At 60.7% G+C, this 25,791-nt stretch carries 30 protein-coding genes and 1 pseudogene; 18 read left to right on the plus strand and 13 right to left on the minus strand.

Features of this window, described 5'->3' with window-relative positions; translation table 11 throughout:
- Positions 1 to 47 precede the first annotated feature (47 nt).
- Positions 48 to 551 (minus strand): ferritin-like domain-containing protein, encoded by a 504-nt coding sequence (locus FFR93_RS21200; RefSeq protein ID WP_064708392.1) that lies wholly within the window; start codon positions 549 to 551, stop codon positions 48 to 50.
- Positions 552 to 833: 282 nt separating this feature from the next.
- Here FFR93_RS21200 and FFR93_RS21205 point away from each other — a divergent pair, with 282 nt between their 5' ends.
- Both FFR93_RS21205 and FFR93_RS21210 read left to right on the plus strand, forming a co-directional pair.
- Positions 834 to 1,361: a sigma-70 family RNA polymerase sigma factor gene (locus FFR93_RS21205; protein WP_064708391.1), complete on the plus strand. Its 528-nt coding sequence runs from the start codon at positions 834 to 836 to the stop codon at positions 1,359 to 1,361.
- 126 nt (positions 1,362 to 1,487) lie between these two features.
- On the plus strand, positions 1,488 to 2,825 hold the full coding sequence (locus FFR93_RS21210) for a cytochrome P450 (RefSeq protein ID WP_138394654.1): 1,338 nt from the start codon (positions 1,488 to 1,490) through the stop codon (positions 2,823 to 2,825).
- Between the two features lie 429 nt (positions 2,826 to 3,254).
- Here the strand turns inward: FFR93_RS21210 and FFR93_RS21215 are convergent, their stop codons facing one another.
- The 4 genes from FFR93_RS21215 to FFR93_RS21230 all read right to left on the minus strand — a co-directional run bounded on the left by FFR93_RS21215 (position 3,255) and on the right by FFR93_RS21230 (position 6,052).
- Positions 3,255 to 3,899, minus strand: a complete 645-nt coding sequence (locus FFR93_RS21215) for an NrsF family protein (protein ID WP_138394655.1) — start codon at positions 3,897 to 3,899, stop codon at positions 3,255 to 3,257.
- Positions 3,896 to 4,444 carry a sigma-70 family RNA polymerase sigma factor gene (locus tag FFR93_RS21220; RefSeq protein WP_138394656.1) on the minus strand — a complete coding sequence of 183 codons (549 nt, stop codon included), beginning with the start codon at positions 4,442 to 4,444 and terminating at the stop codon, positions 3,896 to 3,898. Before FFR93_RS21220 ends, FFR93_RS21215 begins: the two co-directional genes overlap by 4 nt.
- 203 nt (positions 4,445 to 4,647) lie before the next feature.
- A complete protein-coding gene (locus tag FFR93_RS21225) occupies positions 4,648 to 5,367 on the minus strand; it encodes a Crp/Fnr family transcriptional regulator (RefSeq protein ID WP_171049235.1) in 720 nt (239 codons plus the stop codon).
- A 172-nt stretch (positions 5,368 to 5,539) separates the two neighbouring features.
- Positions 5,540 to 6,052: a ferritin-like domain-containing protein gene (locus tag FFR93_RS21230; RefSeq protein ID WP_064708386.1), complete on the minus strand. Its 513-nt coding sequence runs from the start codon at positions 6,050 to 6,052 to the stop codon at positions 5,540 to 5,542.
- 147 nt (positions 6,053 to 6,199) lie between these two features.
- On the opposite strand from FFR93_RS21230, the gene FFR93_RS21235 reads away from it, so the two are divergent.
- The 3 genes from FFR93_RS21235 (at position 6,200) to FFR93_RS21245 (ending at position 8,506) form a co-directional block, all read left to right on the plus strand.
- Positions 6,200 to 6,697 (plus strand): DUF4142 domain-containing protein, encoded by a 498-nt coding sequence (locus FFR93_RS21235; RefSeq protein WP_138394658.1) that lies wholly within the window; start codon positions 6,200 to 6,202, stop codon positions 6,695 to 6,697.
- Positions 6,694 to 7,677, plus strand: a complete 984-nt coding sequence (locus tag FFR93_RS21240; protein WP_138394659.1) for an alpha/beta hydrolase fold domain-containing protein — start codon at positions 6,694 to 6,696, stop codon at positions 7,675 to 7,677. The genes FFR93_RS21235 and FFR93_RS21240 overlap by 4 nt, the downstream gene beginning before the upstream one ends.
- Before the next feature lie 109 nt (positions 7,678 to 7,786).
- Positions 7,787 to 8,506, plus strand: coding sequence for a Crp/Fnr family transcriptional regulator (locus tag FFR93_RS21245; RefSeq protein WP_138394660.1), 720 nt, complete (start codon positions 7,787 to 7,789; stop codon positions 8,504 to 8,506).
- A gap of 25 nt (positions 8,507 to 8,531) precedes the next feature.
- Here the strand turns inward: FFR93_RS21245 and FFR93_RS21250 are convergent, their stop codons facing one another.
- From FFR93_RS21250 to FFR93_RS21265, 4 genes are all read right to left on the minus strand, one after another.
- Entirely contained in the window at positions 8,532 to 8,945 is a 414-nt protein-coding gene (locus tag FFR93_RS21250; RefSeq protein WP_138394766.1) for a DUF983 domain-containing protein, read from the minus strand.
- A 103-nt stretch (positions 8,946 to 9,048) separates the two neighbouring features.
- A complete protein-coding gene (locus FFR93_RS21255) occupies positions 9,049 to 9,231 on the minus strand; it encodes a hypothetical protein (protein WP_064708381.1) in 183 nt (60 codons plus the stop codon).
- A 13-nt stretch (positions 9,232 to 9,244) separates the two neighbouring features.
- The gene (locus FFR93_RS21260) at positions 9,245 to 9,526 is read right to left on the minus strand and encodes a hypothetical protein (protein WP_138394661.1); all 282 of its coding nucleotides are present in this window, start codon (positions 9,524 to 9,526) and stop codon (positions 9,245 to 9,247) included.
- Positions 9,527 to 9,627: 101 nt separating this feature from the next.
- Entirely contained in the window at positions 9,628 to 9,999 is a 372-nt protein-coding gene (locus FFR93_RS21265) for a hypothetical protein (protein ID WP_064708379.1), read from the minus strand.
- A 270-nt stretch (positions 10,000 to 10,269) separates the two neighbouring features.
- Between FFR93_RS21265 and FFR93_RS21270 the strand changes: the two genes are divergently transcribed.
- Positions 10,270 to 10,521 (plus strand): hypothetical protein, encoded by a 252-nt coding sequence (locus FFR93_RS21270; RefSeq protein ID WP_138394767.1) that lies wholly within the window; start codon positions 10,270 to 10,272, stop codon positions 10,519 to 10,521.
- 170 nt (positions 10,522 to 10,691) lie between these two features.
- Positions 10,692 to 10,931 (plus strand): hypothetical protein, encoded by a 240-nt coding sequence (locus FFR93_RS21275; protein ID WP_064708377.1) that lies wholly within the window; start codon positions 10,692 to 10,694, stop codon positions 10,929 to 10,931.
- Here FFR93_RS21275 and FFR93_RS21280 read toward each other — a convergent pair.
- Both FFR93_RS21280 and FFR93_RS21285 read right to left on the minus strand, forming a co-directional pair.
- Positions 10,915 to 11,535: pseudogene (locus FFR93_RS21280) on the minus strand (Crp/Fnr family transcriptional regulator). The gene FFR93_RS21275 and the pseudogene FFR93_RS21280 sit on opposite strands and share 17 nt — an antisense overlap.
- Before the next feature lie 470 nt (positions 11,536 to 12,005).
- A complete protein-coding gene (locus FFR93_RS21285) occupies positions 12,006 to 13,379 on the minus strand; it encodes a PAS domain S-box protein (protein ID WP_138394662.1) in 1,374 nt (457 codons plus the stop codon).
- A gap of 235 nt (positions 13,380 to 13,614) precedes the next feature.
- On the opposite strand from FFR93_RS21285, the gene FFR93_RS21290 reads away from it, so the two are divergent.
- The gene (locus tag FFR93_RS21290) at positions 13,615 to 14,343 is read left to right on the plus strand and encodes a Crp/Fnr family transcriptional regulator (protein WP_138394663.1); all 729 of its coding nucleotides are present in this window, start codon (positions 13,615 to 13,617) and stop codon (positions 14,341 to 14,343) included.
- 397 nt (positions 14,344 to 14,740) lie between these two features.
- Here the strand turns inward: FFR93_RS21290 and FFR93_RS21300 are convergent, their stop codons facing one another.
- Entirely contained in the window at positions 14,741 to 15,001 is a 261-nt protein-coding gene (locus FFR93_RS21300) for a hypothetical protein (RefSeq protein WP_064708374.1), read from the minus strand.
- Between the two features lie 129 nt (positions 15,002 to 15,130).
- Here FFR93_RS21300 and FFR93_RS21305 point away from each other — a divergent pair, with 129 nt between their 5' ends.
- The 8 genes from FFR93_RS21305 (at position 15,131) to FFR93_RS21340 (ending at position 22,206) form a co-directional block, all read left to right on the plus strand.
- Complete coding sequence (locus tag FFR93_RS21305; RefSeq protein ID WP_138394664.1) at positions 15,131 to 16,201, plus strand: Ldh family oxidoreductase; 1,071 nt, start codon at positions 15,131 to 15,133, stop codon at positions 16,199 to 16,201.
- A 108-nt stretch (positions 16,202 to 16,309) separates the two neighbouring features.
- Positions 16,310 to 17,068, plus strand: coding sequence for a FadR/GntR family transcriptional regulator (locus FFR93_RS21310; RefSeq protein WP_138394665.1), 759 nt, complete (start codon positions 16,310 to 16,312; stop codon positions 17,066 to 17,068).
- 24 nt (positions 17,069 to 17,092) lie between these two features.
- Complete coding sequence (locus FFR93_RS21315) at positions 17,093 to 18,067, plus strand: sialic acid TRAP transporter substrate-binding protein SiaP (protein ID WP_138394666.1); 975 nt, start codon at positions 17,093 to 17,095, stop codon at positions 18,065 to 18,067.
- A gap of 257 nt (positions 18,068 to 18,324) precedes the next feature.
- On the plus strand, positions 18,325 to 18,897 hold the full coding sequence (locus tag FFR93_RS21320) for a TRAP transporter small permease (protein ID WP_064708370.1): 573 nt from the start codon (positions 18,325 to 18,327) through the stop codon (positions 18,895 to 18,897).
- A 4-nt stretch (positions 18,898 to 18,901) separates the two neighbouring features.
- Positions 18,902 to 20,308 carry a TRAP transporter large permease gene (locus FFR93_RS21325; protein ID WP_064708369.1) on the plus strand — a complete coding sequence of 469 codons (1,407 nt, stop codon included), beginning with the start codon at positions 18,902 to 18,904 and terminating at the stop codon, positions 20,306 to 20,308.
- 10 nt (positions 20,309 to 20,318) lie between these two features.
- Entirely contained in the window at positions 20,319 to 21,353 is a 1,035-nt protein-coding gene (locus FFR93_RS21330; protein WP_138394667.1) for an L-idonate 5-dehydrogenase, read from the plus strand.
- A 170-nt stretch (positions 21,354 to 21,523) separates the two neighbouring features.
- Entirely contained in the window at positions 21,524 to 21,724 is a 201-nt protein-coding gene (locus tag FFR93_RS21335) for a hypothetical protein (protein WP_064708565.1), read from the plus strand.
- Entirely contained in the window at positions 21,721 to 22,206 is a 486-nt protein-coding gene (locus FFR93_RS21340; RefSeq protein WP_138394668.1) for a DUF2243 domain-containing protein, read from the plus strand. Before FFR93_RS21335 ends, FFR93_RS21340 begins: the two co-directional genes overlap by 4 nt.
- 15 nt (positions 22,207 to 22,221) lie before the next feature.
- Here the strand turns inward: FFR93_RS21340 and FFR93_RS21345 are convergent, their stop codons facing one another.
- The gene (locus FFR93_RS21345; protein WP_138394669.1) at positions 22,222 to 23,520 is read right to left on the minus strand and encodes a GGDEF domain-containing protein; all 1,299 of its coding nucleotides are present in this window, start codon (positions 23,518 to 23,520) and stop codon (positions 22,222 to 22,224) included.
- 152 nt (positions 23,521 to 23,672) lie between these two features.
- Between FFR93_RS21345 and FFR93_RS21350 the strand changes: the two genes are divergently transcribed.
- Together FFR93_RS21350 and FFR93_RS21355 are read left to right on the plus strand one after the other, a co-directional pair.
- Positions 23,673 to 25,367 carry a cache domain-containing protein gene (locus tag FFR93_RS21350; RefSeq protein ID WP_138394670.1) on the plus strand — a complete coding sequence of 565 codons (1,695 nt, stop codon included), beginning with the start codon at positions 23,673 to 23,675 and terminating at the stop codon, positions 25,365 to 25,367.
- Positions 25,364 to 25,720 (plus strand): response regulator, encoded by a 357-nt coding sequence (locus FFR93_RS21355; RefSeq protein WP_138394671.1) that lies wholly within the window; start codon positions 25,364 to 25,366, stop codon positions 25,718 to 25,720. The genes FFR93_RS21350 and FFR93_RS21355 overlap by 4 nt, the downstream gene beginning before the upstream one ends.
- Positions 25,721 to 25,791: the final 71 nt, after the last annotated feature.

Here is a 25,791-nt window from a genome sequence, read left to right on the forward strand (position 1 = left end):
GCCGGGGCGCGGCGGCCGTTGCGAAGGAGAATAGCGCTCTTAGCGGCTTAGGCCGCCTTGCCCTTGCCTTTCACATTGGCCGAGGACTCGGCGAGTTGCGTGAGCTTCTTGTCGGTTGCTTCTTCCTCGGCAAGCGTTGCCTGCAGCAGCGGCACGGCATCTTTGAGGCCGAGCTGCTTTGCCCAGGCGATCAGTGTGCCGTAGCGGGCGATCTCATAATGCTCGACGGATTGGGCCGATGAAATAAGGCCGGCGTCGAGAGCGACCGTGCCCTTGAACTCGTCCATGATTTCTTCAGCTTCGGCGATGATGCCCTGAATGGCTTCACAAGTCTTGCCGCGTGCCGGTTTGCCGATCATTTCGAAAACCTGTTCCAGGCGTTCGACCTGCGCCTGGGTCTCGTCGCGATGCTGCAGAAAACCGGCCTTGCCCTCTTCCGATTGCGCCGCGCGGGCCATCTTCGGCAGAGCCTTCAGGATCTGCTTTTCGGCGTAGTAGATGTCCTTGAGAGTATCGAGAAACAGGTCGTTCAGAGTCTTCTCGGTTGCCATTTAGTCCTCCTATGGCGTGTCGTGACGACGATCAACTCTCGCATGGGCCGGATGTTCCGGTTGGAAGTATGACGCCCCCGTAGCCGGAGGCGTCATCTCTATCCGGCCAAGGAAGAGGCCGTCCGACAGGGTCGAGACGGCGATCACCGAACGATTGCGGCACGCCGTTGTTCCCATCCCCGAGCCGGCGACGAGTTGGCGGCCCAACCCGGACTTTTGTCCGGTATCGTACGGCAACGAATAGGAAGCCAGCGACTTTCCTTTTCATTCCAGGAGAGAAAAATGGCCTACTCGTCTTCAGTACGCTCTGCCTCGCATTGCAAAGACAAATCCGTTATCGAACGGGAGATCGTCGAACTTACGCCGGCATTGCGGGCCTTCGCGCGACGTTTCCTGCGCAGCGATGATGACATCGATGACCTCGTACAGGAAACCTTGCTGAAGGCGCTGAACTCGCTTCATCTCTACCAACCCGGCACTTCGCTTAAATCCTGGCTTTTCACCATCCTGCGAAATACGTTCTGCACCAATTATCGCCGGCAGAAACGCGAGCCGGCTGGAATGGACGCTGCGATGGAACAGGTCGCGATCGCGCCCACACAGGAGTGGGTGCTGCGGGAGCACGAACTGCAGCGGGCATTGACACTTCTTTCAGACGATAGGCGCAGGGCTCTGACATTGGTTGCTGCCGGAACGAGCTACGAGGAGGCCGCGAAAATGTGCGGGTGCCGGATCGGCACCTTGAAAAGCCGTGTGAGCCGCGCCCGCGAGTGCCTGGTTGCGATGCTCGGAAACCATCTCGTCGATTGATCGCGTGGCACCGGCCCGCACTCGCATCGACCGGCGAGCGGAACAAGTTGTCATGGCCGTGGTGCCTAGGTCTATAGGTTCGGCCGATCGAATCGGTATGGGCAACCGCGGCCAGGCTGGAGAGTCATGATCGCGCGAAGCCACGCAATCTTCCCCAGAGTAAACCGCGCCGGATGGATCGATACGCTACGAGTGATCACGACGGTCATGGCTCCGACCGTGGCCAAGGGCATCATCATTCGCCGGCCGACAATGGAGCGGCTGGCGCAGCGGCAGGGCTTTGACACAAAGGCCGTGCAACAGATGCAGCGGCTGAAAAATAAATATGGTCCAGCCCCTCTTCTGCTACCTATCCCATTCCGACCACAGCTGCTGATACTGAACCCGGGCGATGTCGCCACGGTGCTCCAATCTTCGCCCGAACCATTTGCCGCGGCAACCGCGGAAAAGCACGCGGCTCTTGCTCACTTCGAACCGAAAAACGTCCTTATCTCATCGGCTCCTCAGCGGGCCCAGCTTCGGCCGGCTCATGAACACGCGTTGGCAACCGCAGATCGGCTGCATCCATATGCGACGCAGTTCAAGAATATCGTCGAAGACGAGTTCTCGCAGGTTCTGACCGGCATCGGATCCGGCCGCCCTTATGAGCTCGATTGGCCGGCTTTTTCGCAGACTTGGTTCCGGGTCGTCCGGCGAGTCGTCCTTGGGGAGCGCGCCCGCAATGACGTCACATTGACCGAGACCCTGAACGAACTTCGAGGCAGGGCGAACTGGGCATTTGCCCTCCCGGTCGATCAGCGCAAGCTTGCCCGGTTTCATGAGCAAGTCGGTCGCTATCTCGGAGAGCCGGAAAAGCATAGTCTCGTGAACCGGTTTCCCAAAGGCGATCAGCTTGCTCCGGAGAATCAAGTGGCGCAGTGGCTGTTCGCCTTCGATGCAGCCGGAATTGCCGTTCTAAGGACGCTGGCGGTACTGGCCTGCCATGTGGGTTACTGGAGCAAAGCCGTGGAAGAGGCGATGGGCCGGGAGCTCGATCGCCCCTTCACACGCAGTTGTCTGCTCGAGGTCCTGCGGCTCTGGCCGACGACGCCCGTCATCCTCAGGCAGCTGGCCAAGGATATCAAGTCAGGAAACAGGGTCATTGCTCGCGGCACGGGCGTCATCATCTTCGCCCCTTTCTTCCATCGAGATCCTGCGCTTCTCTACGCCAATCGGATGGAGCCGAGCATCTGGGGACAGAATGATGCCTTGCCGAGCGCCGGGCTGGTGCCCTTCAGCGCCGGTCCCGTCATTTGCCCGGCACATAACCTCGTGCCGATGATTGCAAGCTTTGCCGTCGGCACGTTCCTATCGGCCGCCGATATTGTGCTGCTGCAACCGCCTTTGACCGTCGGCGACTTACCCGGAACCCTCAACCACTTCGACATCCGGTTAAAACTGACTGCGCGACGCAGGCAGAAATAGATGTTTACTCGATGGCAGTCGCAGAGACTGAACGTCTCTCCGTGCCGGCTCGCATCCTTGCGTTACGTCGGGGTCGAGACGTAGAGCAGAAAGGGCGAGCGACCCTTGCTGCGATAAGAGCGACTACCACCCAACGGTTTTCACGCCATTCCGCTGCCGTTCAGCACTCAGCCGGTCCGACGGATTGTGTCGTCCTTCGGCCATTTTTGTTAGGAACTCGCTCCCTTGAAATCGCGTGGATGGTCGTCGCTCTGATCGTCTAGTTCCACGAGAGCGTAGCGCCGAGCACGATCAAAAGTCCGACCAACACGATGGCTCCCAAATAGATCATAAAAGCGCGACGATCCGATTCGTGGTTCATCTTTCTCTCCTTCGGCCATCGAACCAGGCGAAACCCGGAATGTTCCGGTCAAGAAAGCAAGGCGGGATCTACCAGCGGAGCAAGCGAGGCCCGGTCACAGCGCCGACAGCACCGAGGATGAGGATGCCGAGCGTGTACCAGATCAACACGAAAGGCATACCGTTTTCGGTGCAGAACCAGGAATAGACCCAAGCGCCGGCTCCTCCTGCGGCAATACCGGCGACGAAGCCCGTCAGCCGCAGATCCACCGGCGCCGCCCGGCGCAGTGCCCAGACCGTGCCGGCATAGACGGGGAGCGCAAAAGCGACAATGAGCGGCGGGCAATGCAGCGCTGAAGAACCGAAGATCAGCAACTGATAGCTCTCGATCGGCGCCATAAGGAGCTGGGTGGCCGCGACGGCCGCCATGGCGGCGAAGATCAACGCCAGCAGACCGAAAAAGTGTCCCTCGAAACCATCGGGGCGGGCAAGCCGAAAAACGGCTGCGAAGGCGGCGGCCGCGATCAGGGCGTTATAAGCGGACTTGATCCAGAAGACCGGCAGCGTCAGCACGCCAGGCATATCGACCCGGGGACCGAGAATGATCAGCATCAGCAGCAGGGAGAGCCCGAGGGCCGGCGCTATGCCGAGCGCAAAGCGGCGCCATAGCGCGTTGCGCGGCACCGGCTTCAGGTCGCTTGCCAAGCGTTCGATGATATCGTCCGTCTTCGTCACGATGTGCCTCGCAATCTCTCTCCGAGCACCTTGAGCGCCCGATGGATGCTCACTTTCACCGCAGATTCGGACTGGCCGGTCCGGCTTGCGGCGTCGGCGACCGAGCTGCCTTGGAGCTTCACTTCTCGGATCAGTTGCTGCTGTCGCAGTGGCAAGCCGTCGAGCAACCGCTCGACATCCATGCGGGCAGTCAGCCTATCCTCGCTGAAGTCGCTTTCGATCTCGTCATCGAGCTCGGTCTCGACCAACCTGCGTCTGCCGCGGCCTCGATGATGGTCGACCAGCTTGTAGCGGGCAATCGAGAAGAACCAGGCGGTAAAAGGTCTTTCCCGGTCATAGGTGGATCGGCGGGAATGCAGTGCCAGCAACGTCTCCTGCACCAGATCTTCCATGTCCGCTCTCGTCGCCGCAGCCATCCTGCGGCTGTAGTAACCGACGAGCAGCACGCGCAAAGCCGCGAGCAAACGCCGATAGGCAGCCTCATCCCCGTCGAGGGATAGAAGCATCAATGCTTTCAGGGCTTCTTCCGTATGGGCGGTGGTCATGCTGTCAGAAGCTCATTCGTAAAATCAGGCAATCGGTTACAGCGACAACCATATTTTTTTCACTACAGCTCTATCACATGCACGTGAAATTGTAAGGCATGGCGAGGCGCCGAGAGCGATGACTGGGCGATGCAGATCACCCGAATATTGCGTCGAAGGCGGTGGATGGGATCGGCAAATGCGGGCTCGGATGGTCGATAATTTCAACGTGCAGATTTTCTGAGAGGGCCAATCAGGCGCTCATATTCCTCCTCTGCCTTGCCGTAGGCATCGGCAGCGAAGTCCTCCAGACCGGCGCGATCTCTGACGATCACGAGACCGCGGACAGAGCGGATGAAACGGTTCCCCTCGAGTAGATGCAGCGCCGTCGTGACGCTCGGCCGCCGCACCGCAAGCATCAAGGCGATGAATTCATGCGTCAGCGCGAGCTCGTTTCCGTCGATCCTGTCGTGGCACATCAAAATCCAGCGTGCCAGCCTTTCGTCGATCCCATGAACTGCGTTGGAGAGTGCGGTGAATCCGGCCTGGACCGCGAGAACATGCACGCTTTTGTGGAGCAGGTTGGCAAACACCGGCTGCGTCCGCATCAGACCGACCAACTTGCTTTGTGGCAGCCGGTAGGCGCAGCCCGGCACCTGAACAGCGACTTCCAAGATACTGACGGGCGCGTCTATCGCTGCCGCCGTTGGCGCAAACGCATCCCGCCCGAACAATCCCGCCTCAACGCGATTGCCCTCCGGAGAGACGTTGATCACCGAGCCGACTCCTGAACAGGGAAAATAGACATGCTCGATCGTCGCACCGGCTTCGACGATGATGAAACCGCGGGGTGTGGCGCAAGGTTCCAGATGAGCGACAACAGCCGAATACTCGTTCTCCGGCAGGAGTGCGAGCAGACGATTCTCCTTTGGCCGCATGTTCATATCTGCAACTGTCACTCTCCGTCAGGTGCGGGCTCTCAGATCGCGCTTACCGGCTCGCCAGCCGGCCAACCCTGACCAACTCGCAAATTTCGCTTTGGTTCCGCTCTTGCAATAGCGCGGGGCGGCATGCGATTAGGCTCGTCGGGTCGTGGCGCGCAAAATACGTTGGATTCTAAACCTTCGCTGTCTCGCCCGCTTCGCGCAGCGAGAGGAATTTTGTGGTGAGAGCCACCAGATTGTCGTTGATCCATTCCGCCATTGCCAGTTCTTCGGCCAGATTTGCCTGAAGGCCGGTTACGGCGGCGCCGTGTCCGCCGGCTTCGGCGATCACCAGCAGCGACTTGTAGGCCGCGGCCTCGAAATTCTCGAAGGCATAGTTGGCGAAGGCATTTTTCAGGATTTCATCGCCGGCGACCGTGTGGCCGAGCGCCGCCATAGATCCCGTGAAGGAAAGCGCCAGGTCCTTGAGCGTCGACTTGTCCTCGTTCAATCCGTCGAGAATTTCCTCAAGGCGGACGATCTGCCCGTCGGTTTCGCGGATATGCCGATCGAGCTTTTCGGCGACTTCAGGATAGTTCTCGATCCGCTTCAGCTGCGGCTTCATGATGCTCAACGCCTGGTTTTCCATCGCGTGCGCATTTCTCAAGCCAATGACGAAGATGTCCCGGATTTCATTCTCTGCCATGTCGGCCTCCTTTTTTTCGGAAGGCCTAACTGCAATATTTCGTCGCGGTTCCCTCGACGCCACGAAAGTGCCGGGAACTGTCGCCCGGCCCGGTGGTTGGGCTGCATCCGAAATTATCCGCCGAGCCCAACAGACCTGGAGACGATAATGAGGCTGACATCCAAGCTTTGCCTTCTCTTCCTGCTTGCCGCACCCGCCTTCGCGACCGACGGCGCTACGCGGCAAAAGGCGACCGATTTTGCCACGCGCGCCGCCCTAACGAACATGTTCGAAGTCGAATCGGCAAAGATCGAACTTGCCAAAGGCAAGGCCGAAGAAGCCAAACAGTTCGCCAGCGACATGCTGAAGGACCATGAGCGTGCGGGTTCGACGCTGGCCGATGCCGCCAAGGAGGACGGCATCGCGCTGCCAGCGGCTCTCGCCGACGAGCACAATAAGAAGCTCGAGGCGCTTAGCCAGAGCGATCAGGAAAACCTCGATCAGGCCTATCTCTCGACGCAGCTGACCGCGCATCAGGAGGCGGTGGCGCTCTTCGCGGACTATTCGCAAAATGGCCCTGACGGTGCCCTAAAGCGCGCATCGCAGAAAATCCTGCCGGATCTCAGAATGCATCTGACCAAGATCCAGGGGCTGACGTCGAAGTGAAGGCGGCGGCGCCAGGCGCAAGCGAAACGGCGTTCACCCGCGAAGAGCTCGCCGGCGCCCGCAGACTGAACGCGGTCCTCAACCTTCTTCCGCGCTATCACACCGGCCGGCGCTGGAATGCCAGGACGGTGCAGGCTGTCGTTCGCGCGATCCATTTTCTGGTTCCGGACCGACTGTCGCGCTGCGATGGAGCGATCAGCCGCACGATCGCGGCCGGCGACAGGCAGGTCGGCCTCAGGTTGACCCGTCCCGTCGGCGCCCGCCGCGGCCTCTACGTCCATTTCCATGGCGGCGCCTGGGTGATGGGCAATGCCCGCCTCGATGACGGCATCACGCGTCCGATCGCCAGAGACTGCCGCATGCTCGTGGCCGGGATCGATTTCCACAATGCCGCCGACGACCGGCTTGACCTTGCTCTTCAGGACAGCAAGGCGTCCGTCGAATGGCTGGCCGATCATCTTGCCGAGTTCGAGGTCGAGCAGATCATCCTCGGCGGCGAGTCCTCGGGCGCGCATCTCGCCGCGGAAGCACTTCTTCATCTTAGAGCACGCGGTAAGGCGGAGGCCGTTGCCGGATTCGTATCCATGTGCGGCGCGTTCGACCTCGGTGGATCCCGAAGCCTGCGGCTCTCGACCGGCAGAAGCCTGGTGATCGACCGGCCATCGGCGCTGCGCAATCTTCAGCGCTTGACGTCGAGCCTCTCCGGGCGTGAGGCGAAGGGCCCGTTGTTTGCCGATCTCTCGGGCCTGCCTCCCGCCCTGATGGTCGCCGGGGCACTCGATCCGATCCTCGACGACAGCATCTCGATGTATGAGCGATGGCAGAGCCAAAACGGCAATGCCGAGTGCGTCGTCTTTCCCGAGGCCCCGCATGGCTTCAACCGGTTCCCGACCAAGCTGGCGGCCCGAGCAAACAGCCTCGTTAGGACTTGGATGTCGCGAACACTCGACCGCAATGCAAGCGCGGGTGGTGGCCGGTAGCGCGCCGCTCGCCGGTCTGTACGCTATGGCACAATGTATTGCTCAATGATTCTAGTTGGTTAGGTTCGCCCGCAACAAAGGCCGCATTATCGCTGATGCGCGGGTGAACATGGATAATCAACACTTGAACTTTCGGAATGAACTTTTGCGCGCCATGGGGCCGCAGGAGCGGGAACTTCTGCTCCCGCATCTGGAGCCTGTCGACCTCGAGGTCCCGTTGGTTCTCGAAATGGAAAATAGTCCTGTGAGCGACGTCTATATTCTCGAATCAGGGCTTGCCTCGATCGTGGCGAGATTTCCAGGAGGGCGCGATATCGAAGTGGGAATCGTCGGCCGCGAAGGCATGACCGGTGCGGCAGTCATTCTCGGTGGCAATCAGTCCGCGAACCGGACGTTCATGCAGGTCTCCGGCCATGGTTTCAAATTGCCGGCGTCGGTTCTATCCGCAGCCATGGAGGAAAGCCGGCCCTTACGCAGCCTGCTTCTCGCCTATGTTCAGGCGCTGCTCGCGCAGACGACGTCGACGGTGCTGGCCAACGGCCATGCCAAGCTCGAAGAGCGCTTGGCGCGATGGTTGCTGATGGTTCACGACCGGACGGATGGCGCGACCATCTGGCTGACTCATGAATTTCTGGCGGTGATGCTCGGCGTGCGCCGCGCCGGCGTCACGGTCGCTCTGCACCTCCTCGAGGGCAAGGGCCTGATCCGGTCTACGCGGCGACAGATCGTCATCCTCAATCGGCCGGGATTGATCGAAGAGGCGCACGGAGCCTATGGGGCAGCCGAGGAGGAATATCGGCGGCTGATCGGCAAAGACCTCTCGCGTTGATGGACGTAACCCATCGCAGGATATCTTATTGCCGCGCCCTCCGCTGCTTTTCAGAGGCATGCCAGGCGGTATCGATACTGCCTTCTTCCGCCTTGTGGAAGAATTGCGAGCAGACGAGCCAGCCTTTCAGCGGCCTAAGAATGAGGACGCAAGCAATCACGGTGATCGGCACGGTGACGAAGAGGTGCATCCAGATCGGCGGTTCGAACGTGAACTGGAACCACAGTGCGAAAGCCAGTGAGGGGACGGCGACGATGCTCATCGCGAAGAAAGCCGGCCCATCGGCCGGATCGGCGAAGCCAAAATCCAGCCCGCAAACGTCGCAGCTCCGGGCGAGCTTGAGGTAGCCTTTGAACAGACGGCCGCGCTGGCACCGCGGGCAGCGGCCCAGAATCCCTGTGAGAGCCGGGTTGGTTGTGACCTGATGTTCGCCAGAGATATGTATTTCGGGTTCCATTCCCTTCGAACTTCGCCCGAACGAGCAGGTTCCAGAATCCCACATCATTCGGAAGCACAAATGGCGCGCTCAGGCTTTTCCGAGCTCATCCCGATCCCGGCGTAACGCTTCGCTCGTCCTCGTCAGGCAACGAGCCGGCTCCTGGCGTTTTGGTCTCGTCGATGAGATCTTTCTTGGCGTGAGGACCTGCCGGTGGATATTCCTTCACCTTGGCGGGCTGCTTTTCGTTTCCGCCAAGCTGGGTCTGCGCGCTCTTATTATCCTTCATGAGCTGCTCCTAGTCATTCGACGGATGACGGGCCGGCCGCGCCGCTTTCCGACGATCCCGCCGCAGCCGCGGACGGCGTCGTTTGCGTCAATGCCAGACGGCCGACCGACAGCAACTTGTCCTCTTCGGTGACGCCATGGCGATAAAGGCTGATCAGCAAGGCTGCGATCTCCTGCATGTCAGGGGCGCGCTGCGACTTGCCGGCCTCGCGGCAGATCTCGTTCAAGACGGCCTGCAGATGGTGGAGATCGGTTGAATCAAGCGCTTTCAGATGAATGGACTGAGAATCGAGCATCGCGTCTTCCCTGGTCCCGGAAGCTGTCATTAGGGAGCGATAATGGGACTCAATTGCGGCTGAGACAACTCCGCTTCATCAACTGTACGAAAGCGAACAACTCAGTGGTAGTAGGGCGAATCCCCCCCGAACAAGGCGCCGATCACCGCCTCGATGTCGGAACCGCGCCCACTGAGGACAAAGCCGCCGAAAGACGTTTCGGATTGCTCGCCATGGGCAAAGATGAATGGAACCCGGCGCGTCTCCAGCCATTCGTTCATCCAGAGCATGGCTTCGTCGGAAATCGTGACGTCGATAATCACGGCGTCGAACACAAGCCCCTCGCTCAGCCTCTCCATCGCGCTGGCCACGACGACGGGACCGGTGAGCAGCGCCTGGCGCGCGATCAATGCCTTTCTGGCACGATCCGAAAGGAAACCGGCTTCCCCGATGATAAGGATCGTCTTGCCGGCGGCCGAGCTGAGCGACTTCATTGGCGGACGCCTAATGTAATCCTGGCTTTAGGGTGATCATCTGTCCATGGCGGTTCAACATCAGGCGGTCCGCGCCCGCGCCATGCCTACCATACTCGAACTCGTCTTGCGACGATCATTTGTCGTGACTGCCGAACCCTATGGGGTCGTCTTGGTTCCCCGGTGAGCCGCATCCAGGCGCCGCTGGCCCCCTCGGTACGCTTCCGCACCAGCTGTTGAAATCGAAGACCCGAAGATTAGGATCACCTCATGCAATCGGGAGGAATGGGGATGATCCAGCACTCGGGAATCACCAAGCCGGCGCTGCAGCCTGATGACGTGGCGATGCTGACCGCTGTGCTTCGCGAATGGTGCCGCGAGAAATCCTACAGCATGGCCGGCCCGGAGGCGCAGCATGTCGCCAGAGAGCTCGTGTCCTGGTTCGAATGCGGCATTCGGGAGAAGCGCAGACTCTCTGGCCTGGTGCGACATATGCATCTGGATTTGGAAAATCCACCAATTGCAGCCGATGCGCCGCTTTAGCCTGTCCGAGGCGCGAAGCCAGCCAGGCGGCAGAGGATGATGGCCGGCTGGCGACTGCCAGCCTCGCCTTGATTCCGCATCTGCAAGAGGATGGCGAGGCGCGATGTTATTGCCGCCGCCGGAACCAAACCACGAGCTATGGCTTAGATTCTGCAACGGTGAGTCGGCTGATGCCAAGGTTTTACTTCAACGTCGTTTCAGAAGCAGGCACGGTCGTCGATCTGGAAGGCTCGGAACTGGCGACGCTTACGCATGCCAGGCGGGAGGCCGTCCAGGATGCACGGGCGCTGATGAGCCAGGCGGTACTTAGGGGCAAGGACATTTCGAGCAGAAAAATACATGTCTGCGATGAAGAGGGAAACGTCCTCATGATCTTGCACTTCGCTGAGACGATCAGAAACTGCGGGTAGGGCGGCGGACCGACAGCCCGATCAATCGTTTATATTCGCGTTCGGGAATGCCGCAGCTGCCGGCGGCGATCTCTTCCAGCCTTTCCCGCACGAGGATCCTGACATTGGCGCGCGTCGACTTGATCGCTCTCAGCCCTTCAATGACATGCAGCTCGTTTGTCACCCCTCGCGCGGCGCACGCCGAGCATGAGCGCGAGAAATTCCTGCGTCAGCGGCAGATCATTGCCGTTCAGCCGGTCGTTGCACATCAACAGCCAGCGGGCGAGCCGCTCGTGCATGTTATAGCGGCCGTTGGCGAGAGCCGACTGGGCGAGATGTATATCGCAGCAATGCACGTATTTCAGGAAAAGATTATTGGCGGCCAGCATGCGCTTAAATCTTTCCAGGGACACCTCAAAGCCGGCTCCCGCGACCTGGATGAAGGTCCGGTTGGGGGTCGCGTCGTCTTCAGCAAGACATGCGATCCCGCCATGCCCTCATGTCCTATATGTCCAACCTCAACGACTTCGTCTTCGGCATTCGACGCCACCATCGATGCCAGGCCGCTCTCGATGAAATAGACTTGGGCCTTGGGTTCGTCGGCTTCGACGAGGACTTGTTTCAGCGGCAGCTCGATCATATCGGCGTCAGCGACAATCATGTCGAACGCATCAGCAGGAACGGCCTTCAACAGCAGGTTTTGAATTTTGCGCTGAACCGGTGTGACCATGACCGTCTCCTGCCGGAGGGAGCCCGCGCTCATACCGACAGGTCTTCACGGTAGTGATAAATCTATGCGCCGAAACGGCATACATAGCCATCTGCCTGAGACCCTCTATGCGTTTTTGACAAAACGGACAGGCGGAGAAACTAATCGTTGTGGATAGTCAGGGATCAGCAATAGGCAAAGAAGCTACGACGGTGTGTCGCACCACTCCTCATCCAACCCTTTTGGATCCGATCTTCCACCTCGTGAGAAGCGGAGCTTGCCGCCTGTCCTGTTTCAGAAATCCGTCGAGAAGGGTCAGACGCCGCTGCGAAACGCCTCGCGGCGGCCGATGAGGCGACCTCACGGCAGGCGCTTCAAATAGTCCATCACGCTTCCCTCGGGAACCGGATCACGAAACCGGTACCGGGCTGCCTGTTTTCCATGTGAAGCTCGGCTTTCAGCTGCTGCACGAGAGCGCGGACGATCTTCATTCCGAGGCTTTTTCCGCCATTCTCAGGGGATAGCACTTCCAGAGGCAGACCTTTTCCGCAGTCAGCGACCTCAAGTACGATTTCTTCTCCGAGGCTGCGGGCGCTGACAGTGACGGTGCCTGTTCCGTCAGGATAGGCATGCTTGACAGAATTCGTCACCAGCTCGTTGACGAGGAGCGCGACCTGGATGGCGCGGTCTGCATCTACCATGCATGGATCGGCATCGACTGACATCATGTGTCGGGTGGTCGACTGCTGCAGGCGATGGCAAAGGCTCGACAGGAAATCGGCAAGGTCCACCGTTTCGATCTGCGGCTGGCGCCACAATTGGTCGTGTACCTCGGCAATCGTTCCGACACGCGCCTCCGCATCACGCAGGGCCTGTGCGACCTCCTCCTGCTTGGCCGAACGGGCCTGCATGGCGAGCATGGCCGCGACCAGCGCCAGGCTGTTTTTAACCCGATGGCTCATTTCGCGCAGCATGATTTGCTGGTGCTCTTCTGCGAAATGTCTCTCCGTATCGTCGCGGAGCACTTTGAGATAGCCGGCGCGCTGGGCACGCAGCGGCATGGTTAATCCACTGCCCCAGAATGTCGATCCATCCTTACGCAAATGAAACCGGTCATTCTCCGCGCGGCCGTGCTCGGCCGCCGCGTTCATCTCGCGCTCCAGGGCGCCACCGTTTCGATCTTCCGCGACGAAGAGAATGCGTGCATCGCGACCGAGTATCTCGCCTTCCTCATAGCCAAAGATGCGGCAGGCTCCCGTGTTCCAGCTGATGATCCGCCCCTCACTATCAATAGCGAAGATCGCATAATCGATTGCGCTTTTGAGAATGAGTTGAAGCCGCTCCTCGCTGGCGCGCAAGGCTTCGTCTTCATGGAGTCTTAGTGTCCGGTCGCGGACGATTTTCATCAGGCCGTAGACTTCGCCGGTATCGTTGCGAAGCGGCATCATCAGCCCTGACGCCCAGAATGAACTGCCGTCCTTCCTGATGTGCCAGCGATTGTCGCCGGCGCGGCCGGTTGCGAGCGCAAGCCTGATTTCCTTGAGAAGAACTCCGTCAAGCTGGTCCTCGAACGAAAAGATGACGGCACTGTTCTGCCCGATGATTTCGCCCGCCGTATAGCCGAAAAGATTCTCCGAGCCGGCGTTCCACGTCAGGACAGTACCGTCGCGATCCATCGCAAAAATTGCATAATCCCGGGCGCTCTCGACGATGTGCCGATAGATTTCCGACTCATCGCTCGGAAAGTGAAATTGATCCATGCCAGCGCCCCAGAGATTGCCGTCAGCTACATTAGCACTTGCTACAGCAATTTCTCCGCCGCGTGCGGTTGCGTACAAATCTCGCTCACGTGGACCTTCGTTCGAGGATGGCAGTTTACGCTTGGGTGCCTTGCAAACGGCCTTTCCGCAGTTCATAATTCCAGTACGGTCGAGCGCATCTTGTGGCGCTGGCGGCCGGGAGACAGTGTCCTCTTGCCAAACAAAGGGCAGAGCGATGCGAGCGTTTGAAAGCAGAAATCTCATTCTATCGCAGTTGGCGGATCCGGAGCTTCTGGCACTGGAGCGCATACTGGAACCGCTTCCTCTTCCTCGGGATTTCGAACTCGTTCATCCGGGCACGCCGGTCAGTTACTATTATTTTCTGGAGAGCGGCATCGCCTGCATGGTCGCGACGAGTCCCGAGGGCAGGAAAGCCGAAATCGGGGTGCTTGGCAGGGACGCAATGTCGCCGCCGGCCCTGACGGTGGATGCAGAGCGATTTTCGTTCGACGTGATGATGCAGGTCGGCGGTCATGGACGCCGTGTGGACGCCGGCGCGTTGGCATGTTTCCTGGTCGACCGCCCCCCCGTTCGCCGGCTGCTTTCGCACTTTGTACATGCCTTCTTCGTGCAGGTCGCCAACAACGCGCTGTCCAACGCCGTTCATAAGATCGACGTTCGCCTGGCGAAGTGGATTCTGATGTGCCACGACCGCCTGGAAGGGGAAGAGATCGAAATCACCCATGAATATATGGCGACGATGCTCGGCGTCCGGCGCTCCAGCGTTACCGATGCACTGCATGTGCTTGAAGGCCGACATTTCATCTACTCCAGCCGAGGGATGGTGATCATCCGCGATCGAGCTTCCCTGGAGGCCTTCGCCGCCGATGCCTATGACGTCCCAGGCATATCGAGCCGTGATTGGCCGCAAATCAGCCGCCGTCCCCTGGCGATATACCGCTAACCCACCTTGCGACCGCAAATCGCCGCAAACGTTTGCCTGACATACTCCAGCCGGCGAGAACGAACGCCTTATGCCGGCGCCCGCTGTCACGAGCAATCGCGGCGTATCCGGCGGGCTTCCCACTCTCTGTAAGGTCTCAACATCCTGCCCGGGATGGCGCTCTCGGCCAAAACGATCTGGGCGAAGACCGTGTCGCTCGGCGCAGCCGGTCCAAGGCTTCGCTGCGGATTTCCAACTCGGCCATGAGTTCGAAAAGCCCTTCATCGGTCATTGCCTCAAGAGCTGAAGCGAAGGCGCGCTCCGACACAGCCGCAAAATTTGTCACAATGAACCCTCCTGCCGCCGTATCTGCCCGCTCGGTCTCATCGCTCGCGCGGGAATTGGCGTCACACATACATCACTGCCCCGGCAGATCCTTCTCGGTCGTCGCTGCGCCCGGAAGCCTGTTCTGCGATCCCTCCCGGTCGGACGCGCGCATCGGGGCCGTGGGTTCGCTGGCGACGTAGACGCCGAGCCCAAGCGCGCCGATGGCAACGATAAAGGCGCCGGCGATGGCGGCGACCGACCGGCGGCCATCCTGCTTGATCATTCCGAAAGCGAGCGCAATCCCGAGAAGGGCTGCTCCTCCCGCCACGGCAAAAAGCCAGATGTAATTCATCGTCATGCTCCTGATATCAGGCCACCCAACCCGTAAAGATGGCCAAGGTTCCCGCAATTTCCGCCATTTACGGCCGGGCGGCGCTTGAGCTACATCTTAGGAAAACGCGACCGGAATGGATGAAGCAGCATGGCCGACAGAACCCAATCTTCCGGCATCCTGAGACCGCTTGCGGCAATCGAGGCTTTCTGCAGGCAGATCCTGACCGCATCAGGCGCCGACCGGCCAACCGCGGAGGCCGCCACCAGGGCAATGATGCATGGCACCTGTCACGGCATCGACAGCCATGGGGTGCGGTTGCTCGCCCATTATGTGAAGGGGCTGGTCGAAGGCCGTCTCAATCCGCGCCCGAAGCTGACGCTCGCCAATAGCCTTGGCGCCGTCGCCTCGCTCGACGCCGATAATGCCCATGGCGCGCTCGCGACCTACACCGCGATGGATCACGCCACACGACTGGCGGGTGAGTTCGGCATCGGTGCAATCGCCGTCCGCAATTCCTCGCATTTCGGCCCGGCGGGCGCCTATGCCATCGACGCCGCCGAACGCGGCTTCATTGGCTTTGCCTTCTGCAATTCCGACAGTTTCGTACGCTTGCATGACGGGGCGATGCGCTTCCACGGCACGAATCCGATCGCCTGCGCCGTGCCGGTGAAAGGGCAAAATCCCTGGCTCTTCGACATGGCGACGAGTGCCGTGCCGTATAACCGCGTGCAGCTCTATCGAAGCCTCGGCCGGGAACTGCCCGCCGGCGTCGCCTCCGACGAGCGGGGCTACGACACCAGAGACCCTCAGATCGCCGACATGCTGGCGCCGCTCGGCGGCGAGTTCGGCTTCAAAGGCGCAGGGCTCGCCGGCATTGCCGAAATCCTCAGCGCGGTGCTAACCGGCATGAAACTCAGCGTCGACATCGCCCCCATGCCAGGCCCTGATTTCTCGACGCCGCGCGGCCTCGGCGCTTTCGTCATCGCCCTCAAGCCCGGCGCATTTCTTGACATCGACAGTTTCGATGCGGCGATGACGCGTTATCTTGACACCTTGCGCAATTCCCCGGCACGCGAAGGCTTCAAGGTGATGGCGCCCGGTGACCGGGAATGGGCTGTGGCCGCGCAACGGCAAAAAGCGGGCGTGGAGCTTGATCCGGTCACGGTCGAATCCTTCAAGGCGCTTGGCGCTGCTTACGGGATCAACGCTCCTGTCTGAGTTTCATGCGGCGCATTGACGCACAACCCCGACGGTGATATCCATGTCTTAATTGGTCAGGCCAGTTGACCAGCTGCGCGCTTGAGGAGAAGCCGCCGGGAGGCCAGAATGTTTTCGCCCGTTGAATCGCGCCGCCTCTACAGGCAGGTGGCCGATCAGATTCGTTCGATGATTGCCAGCGGTGAGCTCGCGCTCGGCCAGAAGCTGCCGGCCGAGCGCGAGCTCGCGGAACAACTGTCCGTCTCGCGCCCGACCGTGCGCGAGGCGCTGATCGTTCTCGAGGTCGAAGGCCTTATCAACATCCGCATGGGCTCCGGCATTTATGTCGCGCACCGGCATGCCATCAGCATGGCGGCAAGCGAGAACGAGCCGGTGGAGGGGCCTTTCGAACTGCTGCAGGCGCGCGCCATCATCGAATGCGCCATAGCCGAGGAAGCGGCAACTCGAGCCGGACCGGAAGATATCGCGGTTCTCGACGAAGCGCTGCAGCGCATGAGCGGCGGCGTCAACGATGCGGCAACGGTGCTGGCGGCCGACCGGGCCTTTCACACCGGCATTGCCGCCATTATCGGCAATGCCACATTGATCCGCGTGACGGGCGAGATTTTCGACATGCGCATGACGCCATACTTCGCCAAGCTGGCCAGCCACTTCGAGGGGCCGACGACATGGCGTATCGCCGTCGACGAGCACCGGGCGATCCGCGATGCGATCGCCGCCGGCGATGGCGCAGGCGCGAAGGCTGCGATGCGCACCCATCTCACCATGTCGCAGAAAAGATTTTCCGAGAGCTTCGGGGAGGAGTTCTCGGGAGAGGAGGAGCGGGGCCGCGACAAGGCATCCGCCAAAGGAAGCACCAAGACTTAAACCCGAGTTCGGGAGGAGAGAGCGATGAAGAGCAGACTGGCAACAATACTTTGCACCGCGGCCGCGATCCTGGCGTCGACGGCGATCGCGCATGCCGAGACCGTATTGAAGTGGGCGCATGTCTATGAGACTTCCGAACCGTTCCACACGGACTCCGTCTGGGCGGCCGGAGAGATCAACAAGCGCACGAACGGGCGTTACAAGATCGAGGTCTATCCGGCCTCGCAGCTCGGCAAGGAAGCCGACATCAACCAGGGCCTCAAGCTCGGTACGGTCGACATCATCATCTCAGGATCGAGCTTTGCGGCGCGCGACTACAAGCCGATCGGCGTGACCTATTTCCCCTACATCTTCCGCAATCCCGATCACCTGATCGCCTATACCAAGAGCGATGTCTTCAAGCGTCTCGCCAAGGGCTATGAAGACAAGACCGGCAACCACATCACTGCCGTCAGCTATTACGGCACGCGCCATACGACCTCGAACAAGCCGATGGCCAAATGCGCCGACATGCAGGGCCTGAAGATCCGCGTGCCCGACGTTCCGGCTTATCTCGCCATGCCGCGCGCCTGCGGCGCCAACACGACGCCGATCGCCTTCGCCGAGGTCTATCTCGCGTTGCAGAACGGCACGGTCGAGGCGCAGGAAAATCCGCTGACGACGATCGAGGCGAAGAAGTTCTACGAAGTCCAGAAGAACATCATCCTCACCGGCCACATCGTCGATCACCTGAACACCGTGGTCTCCAAGACGCGATGGGCGAGCCTTTCCGAAGAGGACAAGAAGATCTTCGGCGAGGTCATGCAGGAGGCTGCCGAGCGCACGACCAAGACGATCGCCGGCAAGGAAAACAGCCTCGTTGCGACCTTCAAGGAAAAGGGTCTCAACGTCACCGAGGTTGATAAGAGCGATTTCGAGAAGAACGTGATGGAAAAGGTGAAGTTCGAGGACTTCGGCTACGATAAGAGCGATTGGGATGCGATCCGGGCGATTCAGTAGGAGCCTCAGAGCGCTGCCAACCCTCATCCGGCTGCCGCCACCTTTTCCCCGCCGGCGGGGAGAAGGGACAAGCTGAAAACCTTCCGCCCCCTCTTACCCCTCGCAGGGCAAGTCCCCTCTCCCCAGGCGGGGAGAGGGTTAGGGTGAGGGCGGCCTTCGGCACGAACAGGGCAGCAGCGGCACAACGCTTGTCAAAAAACTGAAGTCGCGCCGTCCACACGCCGCGCCCTTCATTCCCAACCGGAACAAGGCCGATCATGTCGCAAGAAATTCATACGCCAATCACGGCCGAGGAAATCGGTCACGAATTCGAAGGGCACGCGCCGACGGCGAACATCGCTGACTATGCCATCGAGGACTGGATCACACTGGTCGTCTTCTGGCTGATGACTGGCTGCGTCTTCCTGCAGTTTTTCACGCGTTACGTGCTGAACGACAGCTATGCCTGGACCGAGGAAATCGCGATCAACTGCCTGATCGGCGTCGTGTTCCTCGGTTCCGCCATGTGCGTGCGCATGTCGCGGCATATCCAGGTGGACGTGTTCTATCACTACATGCCGGCAGGGCTGGCGCGCGTGCTGGCAACCTTCGTCGATATCGTCCGCATCGGCTTCTTCGCCTATGGCTGCTATTTGATGTGGCGTTACGTCGACATCGTCGCGGACGAACAGATGGTCACCATCGACCTGCCGCGCAACATCGTCTTCTACTCCGTGCTTGTTGCCTTCGTGCTGATGCTGATCCGCGCGGTCATCGTCTTCATCGCCAATATGCGCCGCGGCTACTCCGTGCTGGAGCGGCCCGAAGAATTCCAGGCCGTAGAGGGGTGATCCGATGCTGCTGCTTCTTGGCTCGTTCCTGGTTCTGATGCTGGTCGGCGTGCCCGTCGCCATCTCGATGGCCGTCGCCTCCGTGCTCTATATCGTCCTTTACGGCGTGGCGCCCGATATCATCGTCGCCCAGCGCATGATCGCCGGCGTCGAAAGTTTTCCGCTGCTGGCCGTGCCCTTCTTCATCCTCGCCGGCAACCTTATGAATTCCGCCGGCGTCACCGGCCGCATCTATTCCTTCGCCGTCGCGCTGGTCGGCTGGATGAAGGGCGGGCTGGCGCAGGTCAACATCATCGGCTCCGTGATCTTCTCCGGAATGTCGGGCACTGCCCTTGCGGATGCCGCCGGCATCGGCACGATCGAAATCAAGGCGATGAAGGACCATGGTTATCCGGTCGAGGCGGCGGTCGGTGTCACGGCGGCCTCCGCCACGCTAGGACCCATCTTTCCGCCGTCTCTGCCTTTCGTCATCTACGGCATGATGGCGAATGTCTCGATCGGCGCGCTTTTCATGGCCGGTATCCTGCCCGGCATCGTGATGACGCTCCTGATGATGATCACCGTCGCCGCCTTTGCCTATCGCAGGCGCTGGGGCTCTGACGCCCCCTTCAATATACGCCAGCTCTTGTCTGCCGGCATGGAGATCGTCATCGTCCTCCTGGTACCTGTGGCGATCTATCTGATGATGCGGGCGGGTGTTTCGATGAACGCAGCGGCAGGCATCGCCCTTCTCGTGCTTCTGGCGCTCGACTGGTACTTCAGCTTCTCCGCCGTCATGGCGCTGATGACCCCGGTCATCCTGATCGGCGGCATGACCATGGGCTGGTTCACGCCGACGGAAGCCGCCGTCGCGGCCGTCCTCTGGTCGCTGTTCCTCGGCCTCGTGCGCTACCGTACGATGACGCTCTCGACGCTCGCCAAGGCAAGCTTCGACACGATCGAGACAACGGCATCCGTTCTGTTCATCGTTACCGCCGCATCTGTCTTTGCATGGCTGCTGACAGTGAGCCAGGCCGCGCAGCTGCTTTCGGATGCGATCCTGTCGATCACGGACAATAAATGGGTGTTCCTGATCCTGGTGAACCTTCTGATGCTCTTCGTCGGCTGCTTCTTGGATACGATCGCGGCGATCACCATCCTCGTGCCGATCCTTCTGCCGATTGTCGCCAAGTTCGGAATCGATCCGGTTCAGTTCGGCCTGATCATGACGCTGAACCTGATGATCGGCCTGCTTCACCCACCGCTCGGCATGGTGCTCTTCGTTCTGTCACGGGTCGCCAAACTCTCGGTCGAACGCACGACGATGGCGATTCTGCCCTGGCTGGTGCCGCTCTTCCTGGCGCTGATGCTGATCACCTTCATTCCCGCCGTATCGCTCTGGCTGCCGCAGCAGCTTGGACTGTTGAGATAGGAGAGATAGGATGCAGACGCGTCTGGCACGGCTTTACCAGAAGGGCGATCTCAGGGTCGAAACCGATACCGTTCCCGCCCCCGGGCCGGGTGAGGTGCTTCTGAAAATGGCGGCCGCAGGCATCTGCGGCTCCGACCTGCATTATTACCAGGATGGCGGCTTCGGGCCGGTCAGGGTGCGCGAGCCTATCATACCGGGCCACGAGGCCTCGGGGAGGGTGAGCCGGGCGGGCGAGGGGGTCGAACTCAAAGCGGGCACGCTGGTCGCGGTCAATCCGAGCCAGCCCTGCGGCCATTGCGAATATTGCGGCAAGGGGCTGCCGATCCACTGCCTCGACATGCGCTTCATGGGCAGCGCGATGCGCCTGCCGCATGAGCAGGGCATGTTCCGCGACTGGCTGGTGGTGCCGGCCGGCCAATGTTTCGAAATGGGAGCCGAGACGACAGCCGCCGAAGCCGCCTGCAGCGAGCCGCTCGCCGTCTGCCTGCATGCCGCATCGCGCGCCGGCGAGATACCGGGCAAACGCGTCCTCGTCACCGGCGCCGGCCCGATCGGCTGCCTGATGGTTGCCGCCGCCCGTCATTACGGCGCGGCCGAGATCGTGGTGACCGATCTGGCCGAGGCGGCGCTGGAGCGGGCCAAAGCGATGGGCGCCAGCCGCACGATCAACGTCTCCCGGGATGCGGCTGCGCTTGCCGAATTCGAGACGGGCAAGGGCTATTTCGATCTCGTCTTCGAATGCTCCGCCGCCGCACCCGCGATCCGGAGCGCAATCGCCGCCATCCGGCCGCGCGGCACGCTCGTGCAGGTCGGCGTCACGGGCGAGATCCCGGTGCCGCTCAACGCCATTGTCGGCAAGGAGCTGCATATCCACGGCACGCAGCGGTTCCACGAGGAGTTCGCCACGGCCACCAAGCTGATCGCGAGCCGCAAGATCGATGTCCGGCCGATCATTAGCCACAGCCTGCCGCTGGAACAGGCGAATGCGGCCTTCACACTCGCCGGCGACCGCACGGCCGCCTGTAAGGTGCAGCTTACGTTTTAGATGTCGCTGCGGCCCGGCCCTCGAAGGGGTTGCTCATCCCTTGCTGTGACCCTGCGCGACCGTCTCCGAGCGGAGTGCGATACCGCACGGAAACAAAATCCGGGCTGTGTTGTTAAGGATGCCGCAGGAGCATTCCCTGCAAGGAAAAGTAGTTGCATGAGAGCAAGACAATGGACACAGCAACGCAATGGGCGCTCTTCCTCGGCATATTGACCTTAGCGAGCTGGTTGGTCGGGGGCCTCGCGGCTGTCATCGGGAACGTGGAGCTTGACCCTCACCGGCAAAAAGCGGCCGAATATCTGACGTTCGGTCTGAGCGCCACCGGGTTCATCTCCGCCATCGCGATGGCATTGATCCTGGTGATCCGATGACCGCGGTCACCCGCGTGGCCGCACGGCTAGCCTTCCCGCGATCATCGGGCGTCCTGTTCGGCCTGGGGCTCGGCGGTTTCTTTGACGGCATCGTTTTCCACCAGCTTCTGCAATGGCATCACATGTTCAGCGGGTGGTATCCAGCTCCCTCAGTCGAGAACCTTCAGTCCAACACCTTCTGGGATGGGGTCTTCCACTCCGCCACCTACCTGCTTTTCCTCGCAGGCCTGCTTATTCTTTGGCGCCACGCACGCCGCCCGCATTTCGGCTGGTCGACGAGGGAGTTGATCGGCACGATTCTGATCGGGTTCGGCCTGTTCAACCTTGTAGAGGGACTTGTCAGTCATCAACTGCTCGGCATCCATCACGTGAATGAAACGGTCGATCGTTCGTTGTGGATCTACTGGGATATCGGCTTTTTGGCCTGGGGCGCGATTATGTTGGCCGCAGGCTGGATGATTGTTCGGGAGAAAGAGCTCTGATCAAACTGGCTACCGCTACCCCTGGCGTCGGGCAGCGATCTGGCCGGCAGCTGACAGCCGACGAAAGACCGAGACCTGGTTGCGTCCGGCTTCCTTGGCGCGATAAAGCGCCATGTCGGCTTCGTGCTGGAGATTGGCCAACGAAACATCCTTGTCGAGAACCGACTTGAACGCCACGCCGACGCTCAGCGTCACTGAGGGGCCGACGCTAGAGGCTGGGTTCGGCAGGGCGGCGGCTTCCACGCTCTCGCGTATTCGCTTGGCAACCGCGACGGCCTCTTCTTCATCTACATCCGGAAGCACGATGAGAAATTCCTCGCCGCCATGTCGCGAGACGAGATCGCGATCGGCGCGCACACAGCTCTGGATGATGCCGGCGACCTTAACGAGGCAGCGATCTCCTTCGCTATGTCCAAGCCGATCGTTCAGCGCCTTGAAATGATCGATGTCGCACATCAGCATGGCTGCGACGACCCCGGTTTCACGGCCATCGCGCCACAGGCCCTCGAGGGTTTCCATCATCCAACGGCGGTTGGCAATTCCTGTCAGCGGATCGGTTCTGGCCAGCCGCTCCAATCGGGCGTTCGCGTCTGCAAGCTCCGCGACACGGCGCTGATCCCTGCAGTCCAGGAGAAATGTCTTCTGCGCCAGGATGTTCATCGTCCGCCTGGCGACCACCGTCGCGATGATCCCACAGGAAAAGAACAGGGTGGCGGCGATGACGCTGCCCGCTTCCAAAAGCGGGTTGTGCCATTGAAGGATGAAATAGAGACAAAGGGCATAACAGGCGATTGCGATCGTCAAGGCCAACGGCACGCTGAAGATAGTGATTGCGCTCGTCGCGACGAACAACATTATGCTTAAATGCCGCTCGTAATATTCACCGCCAGCAAAAACGCCGACGAGCGCGACCGAGAGGAGAATGAGGAACATTCCCACAAGCAGCGACGCCTGCTGAACGACGGCCTGTCGCGGCTTGCTCCAAACAACCGCGGTCAAAATCGCCGCCGGCGGCAAAAGGCACGCGGGCGCGATCATCGAGAGGACGACCTCATGGGGAAGCAGGATGGCGTTCAGCGCCAGCGTCAGGACATCGACGAAGGCGACCCAGATCATCCAGGAGCGGATGACCTTCGACGTCTGTCGCCATAACCGTTCTTCGAATCGGCCGCGCAGCTCACCCTTCAGGCGAATATCGCGGGTGCGGCCTGACAAGAGACGTTCGACCTCATCGGCCATTGCGCCAGTGAGCGGCCGTGGCGGCACAGACCCGGCGGGAGAGTTTTCAGAGGAAGTGCTTTTGGCATCACTCATCTTCGACTTAACTAGCCGCGATGCGAAGCTCGGCAAGGCTTAAGCACAGGCATCGGGATTCGTATGTTGATATTTTGTAAACAAGATTCCCCGCGCGGTCTGGGCCAGATCGTCTCGATCATGCTACCAACCCTTTTCCGAGAGGGGACAGGATGAGACTCAAACTGGTTGCGGTTGCGGTCGCGGCGCTGGCGCCTGTGGTTGCGATGCTCTTCTACAACGAAGTCGCGCTCCGCCATCAGCGCAATGAGGAAGTGCGCACCTCCGCGGCACAGGCGGCGAGGCAAGCGTCCTCAGAAGTCGAACGAATCATTGAGGGGCTGCACGCCCTTCTCGTCTCCGTGTCCGCCATGCCTTCCGTCAGGCACCTCGACGTCCAGCTTTGCAACGACGCCCTGAAATCGGTCGCCGAAAGCATTCCGAACATCCGCACGATCTTCGTCGCCGGCATCGATGGGCGGCCTATCTGCGGAAGCATGGCTTTTCCCGAGGGCGTGGTCTTTTCCGATCGCGATTACTTCCGGCAGACCCTGGAAACCAAAGACTTCTCCGTCGGCACCTACACGCAGAGCCGCCTTTCCGACCGCCCAGTGCTGCCGCTTGCGATGCCTTTGATGGAAGGCGATACCATCAAGGCCGTCATCATCAGCGGAATCCGGCTGGACTGGCTGCAGAACCGCATCACCGAGCGTGGCGTTGCTCCCGGCAATGCCGTGACCATCGCCGACGGCAAGGGAACCATCGTCGCGCACGTTCCCTCTCCCGAACAGTTCGTCGGCACGGTGGTGCCCGAGGAATACCGACGGCTGATTCACGCCGAACAACCTGATGTGATCGAAATCACCGGTCAGGACGGAACAGCGCGCATCCTTGGTTATCGCCCGATAGCCTTGCCTTCCAACCCCCTCTATGTCAGCGCCGGCTTCTCGAAACCGGAAGCCTTCGCGCCGATCGACCGGGCGACGCTGATGAATACGCTCGCCATCATCGGCGGCGCGCTCTTCGCCTTCCTCGCCGCGATCTTCATCGGCAATCGCTTCATCCTGGCGCCGATCTCCAGGATCGCGGATGTGATGGAGAAGTGGCGCAGCGGCCAGACGACGGCGCGGACAGGCATGAAGGGACCGGACGAGCTGGGGCTCGTCGGCGCAACCTTCGACCGGCTGCTCGATGAACTCGAAGAGCGCAGACGCCAGAACCAGGAGGCGGAGGAAGAGCGGAGCCTTCTCGTCCGCGAGCTGGCGCATCGCGTCAAGAATGGCTTTACACTCGTGCAGGCGATAGCCCGGCAAACGTTCTCGCGCTCCGATCCGGAGAGATACAGTTCCTTCGCCGAGAGGCTCGCAGCCCTCGCCGGCACTTATGACCTCATTCTGTCCCGGGAGGGGTCGGCTTCCCCCGTCCGGGAAATCGTATCCGCAGCACTGCGAGCGCATGTCACCTCGCAAACCGAGCGCATTCGTCTCGACGGCCCGGACGTGGTTCTTCCCGCCGAAACCGCCCTGCCGCTCTCGCTCGTCATTCATGAGCTGGCGACCAATGCAACCAAGTATGGAAGCCTCGGCAGCGACAATGGAACAGTCACCATAGAGTGGAGGCACGATGATGGACGGGTCCGTCTCCTGTGGACCGAAGCGGGCGGACCGCCAGTCTCGACGCCAACGAAAAAAGGCTTCGGCTCCGTGCTCATAGAACGTGCCTTCCCGTCGAAGGCGCAAGCGCGATCCCACGCTGACTATCGGGCCGAAGGTCTCGTGTTCCAAGTTATATTTTCGATCGGGGAACCGGTTGCCAAAGGCGAAGTTGATCCACTGAGCCGGGACGTAAAGCATACGAGCCAGACATGAAAACGAAGGTAGTCGTAGTCGAGGACGAAGCTCTGCTGCTGATGATGGCGGTCGCGATCGTCGAGGAGGCGGGCTTTGAAGCGCTCGAGGCACACAATGCCGACGAGGCGCTCATGCTCTTCGAAAGAGTGCCGGGCATCCGGATCCTGTTTACCGACATCGACATGCCGGGGAGCATGGACGGTTTGATGCTGGCAAGGGCCGTCCGTGACCGCTGGCCGCCCGTGGAAATCATCATCGTCTCCGGCATGAAGCAGCCCAACGCGGGTGATTTGCCCGAGCGCGGCCTCTTCTTCTCCAAGCCCTATGATACCCGTCAGCTTTCCGACGCGCTCGTCAGGATGGCCGCGTAGGCGTCCGCGGCAGAAGCTGCGCGTCGGAAATGACGCCGGGCGATGCATCCTTTTGGAATCTCGTGCGTTTT

The organism is Rhizobium sp. MHM7A (genome assembly GCF_005862215.1).
GTDB classification, from domain to species: domain Bacteria; phylum Pseudomonadota; class Alphaproteobacteria; order Rhizobiales; family Rhizobiaceae; genus Rhizobium; species Rhizobium bangladeshense.

Bases quoted from the DNA above. Each gene is read 5' to 3' on its own strand.
- FFR93_RS21200 (WP_064708392.1), bottom strand. From the start codon at position 551: ATGGCAACCGAGAAGACTCTGAACGACCTGTTTCTCGATACTCTCAAG.
- FFR93_RS21205 (WP_064708391.1), top strand. From the start codon at position 834: ATGGCCTACTCGTCTTCAGTACGCTCTGCCTCGCATTGCAAAGACAAA.
- FFR93_RS21210 (WP_138394654.1), top strand. From the start codon at position 1,488: ATGATCGCGCGAAGCCACGCAATCTTCCCCAGAGTAAACCGCGCCGGA.
- FFR93_RS21220 (WP_138394656.1), bottom strand. From the start codon at position 4,444: ATGACCACCGCCCATACGGAAGAAGCCCTGAAAGCATTGATGCTTCTA.
- FFR93_RS21225 (WP_171049235.1), bottom strand. From the start codon at position 5,367: ATGAACATGCGGCCAAAGGAGAATCGTCTGCTCGCACTCCTGCCGGAG.
- FFR93_RS21230 (WP_064708386.1), bottom strand. From the start codon at position 6,052: ATGGCAGAGAATGAAATCCGGGACATCTTCGTCATTGGCTTGAGAAAT.
- FFR93_RS21235 (WP_138394658.1), top strand. From the start codon at position 6,200: ATGAGGCTGACATCCAAGCTTTGCCTTCTCTTCCTGCTTGCCGCACCC.
- FFR93_RS21245 (WP_138394660.1), top strand. From the start codon at position 7,787: ATGGATAATCAACACTTGAACTTTCGGAATGAACTTTTGCGCGCCATG.
- FFR93_RS21255 (WP_064708381.1), bottom strand. From the start codon at position 9,231: ATGAAGGATAATAAGAGCGCGCAGACCCAGCTTGGCGGAAACGAAAAG.
- FFR93_RS21260 (WP_138394661.1), bottom strand. From the start codon at position 9,526: ATGCTCGATTCTCAGTCCATTCATCTGAAAGCGCTTGATTCAACCGAT.
- FFR93_RS21265 (WP_064708379.1), bottom strand. From the start codon at position 9,999: ATGAAGTCGCTCAGCTCGGCCGCCGGCAAGACGATCCTTATCATCGGG.
- FFR93_RS21270 (WP_138394767.1), top strand. From the start codon at position 10,270: ATGATCCAGCACTCGGGAATCACCAAGCCGGCGCTGCAGCCTGATGAC.
- FFR93_RS21275 (WP_064708377.1), top strand. From the start codon at position 10,692: ATGCCAAGGTTTTACTTCAACGTCGTTTCAGAAGCAGGCACGGTCGTC.
- FFR93_RS21285 (WP_138394662.1), bottom strand. From the start codon at position 13,379: ATGGATCAATTTCACTTTCCGAGCGATGAGTCGGAAATCTATCGGCAC.
- FFR93_RS21290 (WP_138394663.1), top strand. From the start codon at position 13,615: ATGCGAGCGTTTGAAAGCAGAAATCTCATTCTATCGCAGTTGGCGGAT.
- FFR93_RS21300 (WP_064708374.1), bottom strand. From the start codon at position 15,001: ATGAATTACATCTGGCTTTTTGCCGTGGCGGGAGGAGCAGCCCTTCTC.
- FFR93_RS21305 (WP_138394664.1), top strand. From the start codon at position 15,131: ATGGCCGACAGAACCCAATCTTCCGGCATCCTGAGACCGCTTGCGGCA.
- FFR93_RS21310 (WP_138394665.1), top strand. From the start codon at position 16,310: ATGTTTTCGCCCGTTGAATCGCGCCGCCTCTACAGGCAGGTGGCCGAT.
- FFR93_RS21315 (WP_138394666.1), top strand. From the start codon at position 17,093: ATGAAGAGCAGACTGGCAACAATACTTTGCACCGCGGCCGCGATCCTG.
- FFR93_RS21320 (WP_064708370.1), top strand. From the start codon at position 18,325: ATGTCGCAAGAAATTCATACGCCAATCACGGCCGAGGAAATCGGTCAC.
- FFR93_RS21325 (WP_064708369.1), top strand. From the start codon at position 18,902: ATGCTGCTGCTTCTTGGCTCGTTCCTGGTTCTGATGCTGGTCGGCGTG.
- FFR93_RS21330 (WP_138394667.1), top strand. From the start codon at position 20,319: ATGCAGACGCGTCTGGCACGGCTTTACCAGAAGGGCGATCTCAGGGTC.
- FFR93_RS21335 (WP_064708565.1), top strand. From the start codon at position 21,524: ATGGACACAGCAACGCAATGGGCGCTCTTCCTCGGCATATTGACCTTA.
- FFR93_RS21340 (WP_138394668.1), top strand. From the start codon at position 21,721: ATGACCGCGGTCACCCGCGTGGCCGCACGGCTAGCCTTCCCGCGATCA.
- FFR93_RS21345 (WP_138394669.1), bottom strand. From the start codon at position 23,520: ATGAGTGATGCCAAAAGCACTTCCTCTGAAAACTCTCCCGCCGGGTCT.
- FFR93_RS21350 (WP_138394670.1), top strand. From the start codon at position 23,673: ATGAGACTCAAACTGGTTGCGGTTGCGGTCGCGGCGCTGGCGCCTGTG.
- FFR93_RS21355 (WP_138394671.1), top strand. From the start codon at position 25,364: ATGAAAACGAAGGTAGTCGTAGTCGAGGACGAAGCTCTGCTGCTGATG.